The 12264-nt window shown below is 69.7% G+C and carries 12 protein-coding genes; 8 read left to right on the forward strand and 4 right to left on the reverse strand.

Features of this window, described 5'->3' with window-relative positions:
• Positions 1 to 4: 4 nt before the first annotated feature.
• The 6 genes from AC1DCG_RS05520 to spt all read left to right on the forward strand — a co-directional run bounded on the left by AC1DCG_RS05520 (position 5) and on the right by spt (position 6778).
• The gene (locus AC1DCG_RS05520; protein ID WP_477029816.1) at positions 5 to 1165 is read left to right on the forward strand and encodes a glycerophosphotransferase; all 1161 of its coding nucleotides are present in this window, start codon (positions 5 to 7) and stop codon (positions 1163 to 1165) included.
• Positions 1162 to 2562 (forward strand): lipopolysaccharide biosynthesis protein, encoded by a 1401-nt coding sequence (locus tag AC1DCG_RS05525; RefSeq protein ID WP_477029817.1) that lies wholly within the window; start codon positions 1162 to 1164, stop codon positions 2560 to 2562. Before AC1DCG_RS05520 ends, AC1DCG_RS05525 begins: the two co-directional genes overlap by 4 nt.
• Positions 2559 to 4271 (forward strand): fatty acyl-AMP ligase, encoded by a 1713-nt coding sequence (locus AC1DCG_RS05530; RefSeq protein ID WP_477041408.1) that lies wholly within the window; start codon positions 2559 to 2561, stop codon positions 4269 to 4271. The genes AC1DCG_RS05525 and AC1DCG_RS05530 overlap by 4 nt, the downstream gene beginning before the upstream one ends.
• 1 nt (position 4272) lies before the next feature.
• A complete protein-coding gene (locus AC1DCG_RS05535; protein WP_477036548.1) occupies positions 4273 to 5229 on the forward strand; it encodes an NAD-dependent epimerase/dehydratase family protein in 957 nt (318 codons plus the stop codon).
• Between the two features lie 79 nt (positions 5230 to 5308).
• A complete protein-coding gene (locus AC1DCG_RS05540; protein ID WP_101711242.1) occupies positions 5309 to 5560 on the forward strand; it encodes an acyl carrier protein in 252 nt (83 codons plus the stop codon).
• Between the two features lie 3 nt (positions 5561 to 5563).
• Complete coding sequence (gene spt / locus AC1DCG_RS05545) at positions 5564 to 6778, forward strand: serine palmitoyltransferase (protein WP_165259019.1); 1215 nt, start codon at positions 5564 to 5566, stop codon at positions 6776 to 6778.
• 517 nt (positions 6779 to 7295) lie between these two features.
• On the opposite strand, the gene AC1DCG_RS05550 is transcribed toward spt, so the two are convergent.
• The 3 genes from AC1DCG_RS05550 to AC1DCG_RS05560 are packed head-to-tail and all read right to left on the reverse strand — an operon-like array spanning position 7296 to position 10173.
• Positions 7296 to 8213 (reverse strand): hypothetical protein, encoded by a 918-nt coding sequence (locus AC1DCG_RS05550; RefSeq protein ID WP_477029820.1) that lies wholly within the window; start codon positions 8211 to 8213, stop codon positions 7296 to 7298.
• Positions 8210 to 9121, reverse strand: coding sequence for a diacylglycerol/lipid kinase family protein (locus tag AC1DCG_RS05555; protein ID WP_477036549.1), 912 nt, complete (start codon positions 9119 to 9121; stop codon positions 8210 to 8212). The genes AC1DCG_RS05550 and AC1DCG_RS05555 overlap by 4 nt, the downstream gene beginning before the upstream one ends.
• Entirely contained in the window at positions 9121 to 10173 is a 1053-nt protein-coding gene (locus AC1DCG_RS05560; RefSeq protein ID WP_477036555.1) for a CDP-alcohol phosphatidyltransferase family protein, read from the reverse strand. Before AC1DCG_RS05560 ends, AC1DCG_RS05555 begins: the two co-directional genes overlap by 1 nt.
• A 150-nt stretch (positions 10174 to 10323) precedes the next feature.
• On the opposite strand from AC1DCG_RS05560, the gene AC1DCG_RS05565 reads away from it, so the two are divergent.
• Positions 10324 to 11211 carry a metallophosphoesterase family protein gene (locus tag AC1DCG_RS05565; RefSeq protein WP_477029822.1) on the forward strand — a complete coding sequence of 296 codons (888 nt, stop codon included), beginning with the start codon at positions 10324 to 10326 and terminating at the stop codon, positions 11209 to 11211.
• A 31-nt stretch (positions 11212 to 11242) separates the two neighbouring features.
• On the opposite strand, the gene AC1DCG_RS05570 is transcribed toward AC1DCG_RS05565, so the two are convergent.
• A complete protein-coding gene (locus AC1DCG_RS05570; RefSeq protein ID WP_346764912.1) occupies positions 11243 to 11614 on the reverse strand; it encodes a DUF2141 domain-containing protein in 372 nt (123 codons plus the stop codon).
• A gap of 188 nt (positions 11615 to 11802) precedes the next feature.
• Here AC1DCG_RS05570 and AC1DCG_RS05575 point away from each other — a divergent pair, with 188 nt between their 5' ends.
• A complete protein-coding gene (locus AC1DCG_RS05575; RefSeq protein WP_477029824.1) occupies positions 11803 to 12240 on the forward strand; it encodes an HIT family protein in 438 nt (145 codons plus the stop codon).
• The last annotated feature ends 24 nt before the right edge of the window (positions 12241 to 12264 follow it).

The raw sequence follows: 12264 nt of genomic DNA on the forward strand, positions 1-12264 counted from the left end.
ACCGATGAACGGCCTCGGCCTCCTGGACCAGCAACGGGCCCGCGCGACGCGCGTGTGCTTCCTCTACATCGCCCAGCCGCACCAGGTCTGGCACAGCCTGTCGATCGCCGTGGCCATGGCCCGGACCTGGCCGGATGTGCGCGTCGAGATCACCGCGACCTCGGCCGGGCATCTCGACTACATCCAGGGCATGCTCGACGGCCTGGGCGGCGCGCCGATCACCCTGCGCCTGCTGCCGCCGGCCTGGCTGCGGCGGATGTCCAAGGCGGCGCCCCCGCCCAAGGCCCTGATGCTGGCGCTGAACGCCGGCCGGCTGTCGACCTACGACGCCGTGGTCACGCCCGAACGCACCACCGCCCTGCTGCGCAAGCTGGGCGTGCGCCGCACCGCCTTGGTCTACACCCAGCACGGCGCCGGTGATCGCGGCGGGCCGTTCGAACCGCGCCTGCGGGTGTTCGACCTGGTCATGGCCGCCGGCCCCAAGCAGCGCGACCGGATGATCGACGAGGGCTGGGTCCGCCCCGAGGCCTGCGCCATGGTCGGCTATCCCAAGTTCGACCTCGTCGACGCCCTGCCGCCCAGCGCCGTCCCGGCCTTCGCCAAGCCCCTGCCGACTGTGGTCTACAACCCCCACTTCCACGAGACCCTGGGCTCGTGGAGCGCCTTCGGCCTTTCGGTGCTGGAGCAGTTCGCCGCCGACGAGCGGTTCAACCTGATCTTCGCCCCGCATGTGCGCCTGTTCGAGACCGCGTCGGAGGCCGACCGCCGCGCCGTCGCCCGCTTCGAGGGCCACCCCCGCATCCACGTCGACCTGGGCGGCCCGGCCGCCTTCGACATGACCTACACGCGCTCGGCCGACCTCTATCTCGGCGACGTCTCCAGCCAGGTCTACGAGTTCCTGCGCACGCCCAAGCCCTGCCTGTTCCTCAATCCCAGCCACGCCGACTGGAAGGGCGACGAAAGCTTCCATCACTGGCTGTACGGGCCGGTGCGCGAGACCGCCGACGGGATCTGCGACGCGGTCGCCGCCGCCTTCGCCGGCCATGGCCATTTCCTGGAAGCCCAGCAGGCGGGCGTGGCCGAGACCTTCGACATCACCTCGGTCGCCTCGTCGGAGCGCGCCGCCCGCGCCATCATCGACCGCCTGGCCGTCCTCGACCGATGAACGCCGCCCCCAAGGATGCGGGCAAGGTCAACCCGCTGACCCGGATGCTGGCCAATGTCGGGGCCCTGCTCAGCGGGCGCGGGCTGAACGCCGTCGTCGGCCTGGCCTACATCGCCGTCACCACCCGCAGCCTCGGCATCGAGGCCTTCGGCTTCCTGACGCTGATCAACGCCTTCGCCCAGGCGTTGGGCGAGATGGCCAAGTTTCAGTCCTGGCAGACCGTCGTGCAGTACGGCGCCAAGCCCCTGATGGACGGCGACCGCAAGACCTTCCAGCAGGTCATGCGCTTCGCCCTGGTGCTCGACGGTATCGGCGCGGTCGCGGGCGTCGCCATCGGCGTGGGCGGCAGCCTGCTGTTCAGCCACTACATGGGCTGGCCCGACCACCTGGCGCCGGAGGCCGCGCTCTACTGCCTGTCGATCGGGGTCATGACCTCGGCCACGGGCGTTGGCCTGCTGCGGCTGTTCGACCGCTTCCGCATGCTGGCCGCCGAGCAGGTGGTCTCGTCCGTCGTGCGCCTGATCGGCTGTGCGATCGCCGCGTCGATGGATGCGCCGATCGAGATGTTCCTGCTGGCCTGGGCGGCCGGCACCATCGCCTCGTTCCTCTACGTGGCCGCCATCGCGGTCTGGAGCCTGCTGCAGCGCGGCCTGCTGGACGGCTTCAGCCTGGTGGGGCCGCTCGGCGTCGGCTTGCCCGGTGTGTGGCGCTTCGCCTGGGCCACCAATTTCAGCAGCACCATCGAGGTCGGCTTCACCCACGTGCTGACCCTGGCGATCGGCGCGCTGGTCGGCCCCGCCCCGGCCGCCATGTGGCGTGTCGGACGCCAGGTGGCCGACGGCATGGCCAAGCCCGCCCGCCTGATGCTGCCCGCCCTGCATCCCGAATTCGCCCGCCTGCGCGCGCAGAAGGACGATGCGGCCATGCTGCGACTGGCCCGCCAGATCGCCCTGATCGGCGGCGGCGTCGCCGGCGTGCTGCTGGCGGTCTGCCTGCTGGCCGGCCCCTGGCTGCTGACCGTGATCATGGGCCCCGAATACGCCTCGGCCGCCGGCATCATGAGCTGGCAGGTCGCGGCCGCCGCCATCGGCATCATGGCCCTGCCGATCGAGCCAATGCTGGTGTCGATGCACGCCGCCGGCGCGGCCCTGCGCGTGCGTATCGTCGTCATCGCCATCTATTTCGCCGCCCTCGTTCCCCTGCTGCAGATCTTCGACCTGACCGGCGCCGGCGCGGCCCTGGTCCTGGCCTCGACCTGCATGGCGATCGGCATGTTCATCACCCTCCGGTCGCGTCTCGCAGCGGAAGCCGCCGCCGAGCGCGAGGACAAAAGCGCCGCCGCGCGCGAACAGACTTGCGCGGAACCCCTGAACGAGCGCAAAGGCGATCCGCAATGAATACGCCCACCGCTTCCGGCAGGACCGTCCGTCTCGCCGACTTCCCGACCCTGACCGCCGCCCTGGATTTCGCCGCGACCGGCGAGACCGGGATCAACCTGCATTCGCTGCGCGGCGAGCTGGTCGAGGCCCTGACCTACGCCGCCCTGCGCGAGCAGGCGCAAGGCCTGGCCCGCCGCCTGCTGGCGGCCGGCGCCAAGGTCGGCGAGAGCGTCGCCCTGATCGCCGAAACCGACGGCGACTTCGTGCGCGCCTTCTTCGCCTGCCAGTACGCCGGCCTGGTCCCCGCGCCCCTGCCGCTGCCCGCGCCGCTGGGCGGCCGCGAGGCCTATATCGAGCAGATCGGCCGCATGTGCGCCTCGGCCCATGCGAAGATCCTCATCGGCCCGGCCGGCATGGCCGAGTGGCTCAAGCAGATCGGCGACGCGGCGGGCCTGGCCTTCGCCGCCCCGCTGGCCGACCTGCCGAAGGACGCCGGCGCGGCGCTGCCGCAGATCACGCCCGAAGATCCCTGCTACCTGCAGTTCTCGTCGGGCAGCACCCGCTTCCCGACCGGCGTGCTGGTGACCCATAAGGCCCTGATGGCCAACGCCGTGGCGATCACGCGCGACGGCCTGCAGGTGAAGGCGCAAGACCGCGCCGTCTCGTGGCTGCCGCTCTATCACGACATGGGCCTGATCGGCTTCCTGCTCAGCCCGCTGACCAGCCAGATGAGCGTTGATCTGCTGCCCACCGGCGCCTTCGTGCGCCGGCCGCTGCTGTGGCTCGACCTGATCAGCCGCAACGGCGGCACGATCGCCTACAGCCCCACCTTCGGCTACGAACTGTGCGCCCGCCGCGCCGAGGCCGCCTCGATCGACCATCTGGACCTGTCGCGCTGGCGCAGCGCGGGCCTGGGCGGCGACATGATCCGCACCGCGCCGGTCGAAGCCTTCGCCGAACGCTTCGCCGCCGTCGGTTTCTCGGAAAAAGCCTATGTCGCCAGCTACGGCATGGCCGAGGCGACCCTGGCCCTCTCCATGGCCCCGCTGGGCCAGGGCCTGAAGCTGGAAGTCCTCGACATCGAGCGCCTCGAGCGCGACGACCTGGCCGTCTCGGTCGGCGCCGACGCCCCGCGCGCCCGGGCCTTCGCCCGCTGCGGCCCGGCCCTGCCCCACCACCAGTTGGAAGTGCGCGACGCCGACGGCAAGCCGGTGGCCGAGCGCCAGGTCGGCCGCATCTTCGCGCGCGGCCCCAGCCTGATGGGCGGCTATTTCGAACAGCCCGAGGAGACCGCCCGCGTGCTCGACGCCGACGGCTGGCTCGACACCGGCGACCTCGGCTTCCTGGTCGAGGGCGAGATCGTCATCACCGGCCGCGCCAAGGACCTGATCATCCTCAACGGCCGCAACATCTGGCCGCAGGACCTGGAATGGACTGCCGAGCGCGAGGTCCCCGGCCTGCGCAGCGGCGACGTGGCCGCTTTCTCGGTTCCCGGCGACGCGGCCGAAGAAGAGATCGTCACCATCCTGGTCCAGGCCCGCGGCGGCGACGCCGACAGCCGCGCCGCGCTGGTCGAGACCGTGGCCGGCGTGCTGCGCTCGCGCCACGGCGTCGAGACCCAGGTCAAGCTGGTCGGCGCCCACGCCCTGCCGCAGACGTCGTCGGGCAAGCTCAGCCGCTCCAAGGCCAAGGCCGCCTACCTGGCCGGCGCCTACGAGCGCGCCTGAGGTGGAAGACGCCGGGCCGAGGACCATCGCCGTCACCGGCGCCACCGGCTTCCTCGGCCAGCACCTTGTCCGCGCCATCGCCGAACGGGGCCTCCTGCCCCGCATCCTGTCGCGCCGCGACCCGATCTTGCCGTTCTGGCGCGGGATCGAGCCGCAGGTCGTGCTGGGCGACCTGTCCAGCCCCGCTGTGCTGGCGCGCCTGTGCGACGGCGCTGACGTGGTCGTCCACCTGGCCGGCCTGATCAAGGCCGCCGACCGGCCCGCCTTCGACAAGGTCAATGTCGACGGCGCCCGGGCCGTGGCCAAGGCCGCCAGCGACGCCGGCGCCCGCTTCGCGCTGGTCTCCAGCCTCGCCGCCCGCGAACCCCGGCTTTCCGACTACGCCGCCAGCAAGCGCGCCGGCGAGGAAGCAGTGCTGGCGGTCGCGCCCGACGCGCTGATCGTGCGTCCGCCGGCCATCTACGGTCCCGGCGACCGCGAGACCGTCGGCCTGTTCGCCGCCGCGCAGGCCAGCCGCGTCCTGCCGGTGCTGTCGCCCGCCTCGCGGGTGGCGATGATCGAGGTGCGCGACGCCGCCGCCCAGATCCTGGACCTCGTCATCGGCGGTCGGACGGGCCTGGCCTCGATCTGCGACGCCCGGCCCGACGGCTATGCCTGGACCGAGATCATGGGCGCGGCGGCCGCCGCCGTCGGCGCGCCGCCGCCTCGCCTTCTGCGCGTGCCCGAGGGGCTCATTCGCCTGGCCGGAGCCCTCGCCGATGGGGCGAGCAGGATCTCAAAGCAACCTTCGGTGTTCGGCTCGGGCAAGGCGCGCGAACTGTCGCACCCCGATTGGGCGTTTTCGGACGATCCATCCCTTGCGTCGTCGCCGAGTCGTCACGATGTTGCCCGCGGCTTCGGCGAAACCGTCGACTGGTATCGGTCGGCCGGCTGGTTGTCGAAAAAATACAGCGACTAGTTCAATTGTGGCAGATATCTGACAGAGACACTGTTACGGTGCGGTCACAGTGCTTTGACGGGGGCGTCTGGCGTTTGGCATGGATACAGTGACAGATCTGAGTTTGCGTGAGATCGGGCTGGCGACGAGCAAGGTGCTCGGCCGGACGGTCGAGGTGACGAACGACACCCACATCGGCCGCGACCTGGCTGTGGATTCCCTCGCCCTGATGAACATCGTGATGGAGCTCGAAGACGCCTTCGACATCTCCATTCCGCTCGATCGCCTCGCCGCGGTGGAAACCGCTGGCGACCTCTCCAAACTGATCAACGATCTCCGAACCAAGGCTTGACCGATGGGTCTGTTCGACAAGCACCTGGCCTATCGCGACGCGTACAAGGCCATCCAGCAAGCGGGCGCCGACCCGTTCACCGTCCGCTTCGACGCCGTGGTCTCGCCGACCGAGGGCATCGTCGAGGGCCGTCCCACGATCCTGCTGGGCACCAACAACTACCTGGGCCTGACCTTTGACGAGAAGGCGATCGCCGCCTCGGTCAAGGCCGTCCAGGAACGCGGCACCGGCACCACCGGTTCCCGCATCGCCAACGGCAGCTTCGAGGCCCACGTGGCCCTGGAGACAGCGCTGGCCAAGTTCTACGGCCGCAAGCACGCCATGGTGTTCACCACCGGCTACCAGGCCAACCTGGGCGTCCTGTCGACCCTGGTCGGCCGTGGCGACCACCTGATCCTCGACGCCGACAGCCACGCCTCGATCTACGACGGCTCGCGCCTGGGCCACGCCGAGGTCATCCGCTTCCGCCACAACGACCCCGAGGACCTGGCCAAGCGCCTGCGCCGCCTCAAGGACGTCCCCGGCGAGCGCCTGATCGTMGTCGAAGGCATCTATTCGATGATCGGCGACACCGCGCCGCTCAAGGAAATCGCCGCCGTTAAACGCGAGATGGGCGGCTACCTGCTGGTCGACGAAGCCCACTCGATGGGCGTGCTCGGCGCCACCGGCCGCGGCCTCGCCGAAGCCGCCGGCGTGGAAGACGACGTCGACTTCATCGTCGGCACCTTCTCCAAGAGCCTGGGCGCCATCGGCGGCTTCTGCGTGTCGAACCTCGACGACTTCGATGTCATGCGCGTGATCTGCCGTCCGTACATGTTCACCGCCTCGCTGCCGCCGGCCGTGGTCGCCTCGACCCTGGTGGCGCTGGAGCAGATGATCGCCAAGCCGCATCTGCGCGAGCAGCTCAACAGCAACGCCTGCCGCCTGTACGACGGCCTGACCGCCCTGGGCTTCGTCACCGGCCCGGCCGCCAGCCCGATCGTCGCGGCCACCATGCCCGACGTCGAGCGCGCCATCGCCATGTGGAACGGCCTGCTGCAATCGGGCGTCTACCTCAACCTCGCCCTGCCGCCGGCCACGCCCGACAGCCGTCCGCTGCTGCGCGCCAGCATCAGCGCCGCCCACACCCACGAGCAGATCGACCAGGTCCTCAAGGTGTTCGCCGAAGTCGGCACGGCGCTCGGCGTCATCGACGGCCAGCAGCGCGCTTTCGCTTAAGACGCGGATCGTCGCTGAGAAGACGAAGCCCCGGTCGCAAGGCCGGGGCTTTTTCTTTACTCGGAAATAAAAAGCCTTCCCGACAAGGCGAGCGAGCCCAAGCCCTTACCGGTTACGCCCACATCTGCACGCAAACATGAATATAGGCCCGAAATTTTATCCACCATCACTGATATTGCACAAAGTGGGAAGCATAACTACCTTATAGACACAACTCAGGAAAGAACACTCCAAAATGCCTTCACCGTTAAACTGCATAGAAGCCCGCGCCTTCGAGTTTGGTCCTCGCGTCCGACAAATCGCGGAGAGAAAATACGGCGGCAGCTTACCTCGCGCGATCGAAAGTGAATTCAGTTGGGAAATTTGGGGCGATCATATGGATGATGTCGCTCAAATTCGCCCCGAGCATCGGCCAGCTTATTCCAAAGCCATTGAACGCGCATATAGCTAGTATCAGGGCATGCCCCATCAACTGAGATGATGGCTTGCATACAATTCGACGATCAGACTGTTCGCGTCAGTAGAAGCGAGCTTGCCGCCGCCACTTCCACAGCGCCAACAGAATGCCCGGCGCGGCCAGGACCGGATGGCGCTCGCGCCAGGGGGTCAGTTCGACCTTGAAGCCGGTGTGGCGCTCGATCTTCCAGGCGGCGTAGCGGGCCGCGCCCTGGAAGGTGAAGGCGGCCTTGATCAGCCGCGCCACGTTCAGCGACTTGCCGAGGTTGCGCCGCAGCCGCCAGGCGGACGTCAGGCGCTTGCGCTCGATGGCCGACATCTGCGGCGCCGGGCGCCCCTCGCCGTCGAAGCGGCCGTCGTCGGCCCAGCAGGCCGGCAGCAGGCGCTGATAGTGCGCGGGGTCGAAGGCCAGGATCGAGGCCTCGCGGCCGGCCTTCTCGACCCGGAACTCGGCGGCGTAGGTCTCCTGGAACAGCGCCGTCCAATAGGCCTCGGGCGGTCCCTCCTCGGGACCCAGGGCCGTGGCGAAGCGGGCGGCGGTGCGGGCGGCGCGGCGCACGGCCTCGACCACCGCCTCGCGCGCGGCCTCGTCGGCGGCCCACACAAGGCCCGAGGGCTGCACGAAGCGGGTCCACAGCGTGGTGTCGATCCCCCAGCCCTTCACCGCCTGCGAGAAGCGCGACAGAGTCATCGAGGCGACCTTGGCCCGCAGGGTCATCCCCTCGTGCTCCAGCTCGTGATAGCTGACGTCCGGCCACAGGATGCGGGTGGCCACGCCCCTCAGGCCGCGCGGCGGCCGCTCGGTGAGCACGTAGAAGTCCAGCACGCCCGACAGGTCGCCGGTGCGCAGGATCGAGCCGTAGAACAGCACCGCCTGGGCGGTCGGAAACAGGCCCGTCAGGTGCTCGGCGAAGGCGCGGATCGGCGCCGGGATCGGCTGGGCGAGCTCGGCCTCGACCAGCGGCCGGACCGCGCTCATCCGACCACGAACCGCAGCGGCGCGCCCAGGGCCAGCGCCAGCTTGCCGCCCTCGAACACCTCGCCATCGAGCACGAAGTCGAACTGGCCCGAGGCGTAGAGCGCCGCCGGGTCACGCCGGCGATAGCCGCGCGCCTCGAGGATCGGCTTCTCCTTGCCCGACACCACCGTGGGCACCATGCGCAGCAGCCGCTTGGGGGGAGCGTCGACGTCCAGCACCTTCAGCCCCTCGCGCGGCGGGCCGAACGGCTTGAGATTGAACGGCAGGCGCTTCAGCGCCGTGGCCAGCAGGACGAAGCGTTCGCCTTCAGGCTGGACCTCGCCGTCCATGGCCACCTTCACGGCCACGCCCTGGCGCCATTGATCGCGTGCGCCGCCGAACAGCGCGCCCAGCGTGGCGCCGGCCAGGGTCACGGCCACCGACAGGCTCTGGAACACGCCCATGCGGTTGACGCGCTTGGACAGGGCGGTGGCCCGCACCAGGGCCCCCAGGCCGAAGAAGAAGCCCCGCAGCGGCGGGCGGCCGTCGGCGAAGCGCACTTCGAGCGGGGCGCGGATCTTGATGCGCGGTTCGGCCTGGGCCGCGGCGGCCAGGGCCTCCTCAAGCCGCCAGTCGCGCGGCGCGCCCAGGTCGATGGCCAGCACGTTGGTCTTGCCCGACGGCAGGATCGCCAGCATCGGCATGTCGTCGCCGAAGGTGGACGGCGTCAGGCCCAGCACGTCGCGCACCGTGCCGTCGCCGCCGTCGATGACCAAAAGGTCGATCCTCTCGTCGGCGAAGCGGGCCAGTTCCTCGCCCAGCGCCTCGCGCGTCGCCGGCTCGACCACGCGCACGCCTTCAGGCGTGGGCGCATGCATCCGCCCCTGGTTGGCGTGGCTGCGCGGGTTCCGAACGACGCCGACGCGCATCACCGCGACAGCCAGGACTGGATCGAGCCCTTGGGGGCCAGCGCGCCCTGCACGATCTGCAGGGCATGGACGAGGAAGCAGATCGCCGTCCAGGCCGCCACCARCACGAAACCGATGTCGGGTCGGCCGACCAGCACGCTGCCGGTCAGCAGGATGAGGTTCGGGTTGCGACGGGCGGTGATCAGCCGGAAGAAGCTGTCGAACGGCCGCCAAGCGTGCATCTCCAGCTTGAAGAGGGCCAGGAAGATCCCCTCCTCCACCCGCTGGGCCACATAGCCGCCGACGACGATGGCCAGCAGCCACGGCGCATACGGCATCGGCAGGCCGACCGCGAACACGCCGACATACCAGGCCCACCACCAGAACGGCGGGTGCACCAGGTCGATGCCGTGGTCGAAGACGTTGCCCCACTTGGACGAGGTCAGGGTCACCCGGGCCAGCTTGCCGTCGACCGTGTCGAGGAAGGTCATGATCCAGGCGCAGACCAGGCCCCAGCCGAACTGGCCCCGCCAGAACAGCACGAAGGCGGCGATGGTCAGCAGGAAGCCGATGAAGGTCACCTGGTTGGGCGTCATCTTCGCCAGGGCGCACCAGCGGGTGACGATCCGCGCCGGGGTCGGCCAGACGTACTTGGTCACCAGGTCGGTGACGCCCTTGTACGAGCCCTGGAACAGGCGCTTTTCGACTGCGCGCACGCTGTCCCTGGTCAGCCGCTCCAGTACCGGCGGCTCACGCTTGCGCAGGGCGCTGTTGTAGGCCGAGCCGAGCTCCAGCGCCGTCAGGCGCGCAAAACGGGGATCGGCGCTCGAAGGGTCGCCGCCGGCCGCCAGGGCGACCACCGCCGCGTCCACGGCCTCGGCCGGGGCGTTCACCGCCGTCGCCGCGCCGGCCTCGTCGACCAGCACCGCCCAGGGGCGACCGGCCAGGGCCTTGATCAGCGACTCGTCGAACACCCAGCCGGCGTGCACGGCGATCGTGCCGCCGCCCTCGCCCGCCTGCTCGGAAACGCCGATCCGGCGATAGATGCGCGACAGCCGCTCGCCCGAGGTCATGCCCCAGATGCGCGCCTCGCTGTCGCCCACCGTCACGGCGCGCGAAGCGACTGGATTGATTTCACCGGTCACCGGTACTTAAACCCCTTGAAAGCCGAGGCGATTGATAAGCAGCTTCGCCGAAATTCGCCACAATCGCGCCGGTCCCTCTTGTCGATATTCCGCCTCGCCCATCTTTCGGACCCTCACCTGCCGCCGCCGTCGGGCGCGTTCGGCTGGCGCGACCTGGCGTCCAAGCGCCTGCTGAGCCGGATCGCCTGGCGCCGAAAGCACAAGATCCACCGTCCCGAGGTGCTGGAAGCCCTGGTCGCCGACCTGAAGGCCCACGCCCCCGACCATGTGGCGATTACCGGCGATCTCACCAACTTCGCCTCTGACGTCGAGATCGCCGCCGCCCGCCGCTGGCTCGAAAGTCTCGGTCCGGCCGAGACCATCACCGTCAGCCCCGGCAACCACGACGCCCTGGTCGGCCAGACCGCGCAAGCCCGCTTCGCGCCCTGGACGGCCTGGCTGGGCGACGACGAGGAGGCCGCCTTCCCGCAGGTGCGGCTGCGCGGCCCGTTGGCGCTGATCAACCTGTGCTCGGCCGTTCCCACAGCGCCGCACCTGGCCACCGGCCGGCTGGGCGCTGATCAGCTGGAGAAGCTCGACGCCCTTCTGGCCGATCCGGCCCTGGCCGAGCGCTTCAAGGTGGTGCTGCTGCATCATCCGCCCAACGCCGGCGCGGTGTCGGTCCGCAAGTCGCTGGACGACCAGGGCCAGCTGCGCGCYGTGCTCGCCCGCCGCGGCGCCGACCTGGTGCTGCACGGCCACGCCCACGAGTCGCTGACCGCGACCGTCCCCGGCCCCGACGGCCGGGCCATTCCGGTGCTGGGCGTGCCCTCGGCCTCGGCCTGGATCGGCGGCCATTCGCCGGCCCGCTGGCACGCGCTGGAGATCGAGCCGCGCGAGGGCGGCTATTCGCTGCGCGTCATAGCGCGCGGGCTGGATCCGCAGACCGGCGGCATCCGCGAACTGGGGCGGTATTCGCTGCTGTAGGCCCTCCCCTTTCGGGGGGAGGATCTCACCCCTACTTCCCGTAGCGCATGCGCACCCGGATCGTGTTCTCCCCCGATTTCACGCTGAACCGCGCCGAATCGAACGACGGCACGCCGAACCGCGACGGCGCGTCGTTGGAGAAGCCGTAGCCCTCGGTCGGCAGGCCCACGCCGTTACGGTCGAAGTCGTGGTTGCCGTTGGCGTCGTGATAGACGGCCACGGCGTAGATGTCGGCCTTGGGCAGGTTGAAGCAGGCCTCGGTCGTCGGCGCGCTGGCCGGCACCCGCAGACGCAGCAGCTTGCCGCGCGGCGCCAGGAACCGGCTGGGATCCGACGGATAGACCGTGACCGTCACCTCGCCCGTCTCGGACTTCAGGCGACCAACCTCCACGGTCAGCCGCACGCCTGTGTCCCTGCCTACGCAATCCTGCTTCGCCGCCGCCGGCGCCGCCATCCCCAGCAAGCCCAGCAGCGTCCCTAGCGCTGCAAGGCCTGGAAGAACGGTTCGTGCTTCCATGTAAAAGGCCGTGTCCCTATTGTCGCCCCGACGCGATCAGCGCCCGCAGACTCGCCTGAAGTATCGGTTGCCGCATGCCCAATCCCACAGCCCTCGCATTCGGCTACCCACGCTCGAAAGTGGCCGAGACCGACCACTGGTTGGTCCTTGTACGTCCCAAGCAGCCGACTTTCGGGTCTCTCGTCCTGGTATGCAAGGAACCCGTGCAGGCCTTTTCCGATCTCAGCCCCGCGGCCTTCGCCGACATGCGGGTCGCCGTGGCCGGGATCGAACGCGTCCTGAAGGCCAAGGTCGCCTACGAGAAGATCAACTATCTGATGCTGATGATGGTCGACCGCGACGTGCATTTCCACGTCCTGCCCCGCTACGAAGGCGCGCGCGAGTACGAGGGAACGCCCTTCCCTGACACCGGTTGGCCCGCCGCCCCCGCCCTCGGCTCGGCCGTCGCGCTGGACGACGAGGCCGTCGCGCGCCTGGCCGGGGATTTCGCCGCCGAGTGGTCCGCCGCGTGAGCAAGCTGAAGAAGAAGTTCGACG

The organism is Caulobacter sp. 10L414 (assembly GCF_056395525.1).

Coding starts and splice junctions, on each gene's coding strand:
- AC1DCG_RS05520 (WP_477029816.1), top strand. CDS start 5: ATGAACGGCCTCGGCCTCCTGGACCAGCAACGGGCCCGCGCGACGCGC.
- AC1DCG_RS05525 (WP_477029817.1), top strand. CDS start 1,162: ATGAACGCCGCCCCCAAGGATGCGGGCAAGGTCAACCCGCTGACCCGG.
- AC1DCG_RS05530 (WP_477041408.1), top strand. CDS start 2,559: ATGAATACGCCCACCGCTTCCGGCAGGACCGTCCGTCTCGCCGACTTC.
- AC1DCG_RS05540 (WP_101711242.1), top strand. CDS start 5,309: ATGGATACAGTGACAGATCTGAGTTTGCGTGAGATCGGGCTGGCGACG.
- AC1DCG_RS05550 (WP_477029820.1), bottom strand. CDS start 8,213: ATGAGCGCGGTCCGGCCGCTGGTCGAGGCCGAGCTCGCCCAGCCGATC.
- AC1DCG_RS05555 (WP_477036549.1), bottom strand. CDS start 9,121: ATGCGCGTCGGCGTCGTTCGGAACCCGCGCAGCCACGCCAACCAGGGG.
- AC1DCG_RS05575 (WP_477029824.1), top strand. CDS start 11,803: ATGCCCAATCCCACAGCCCTCGCATTCGGCTACCCACGCTCGAAAGTG.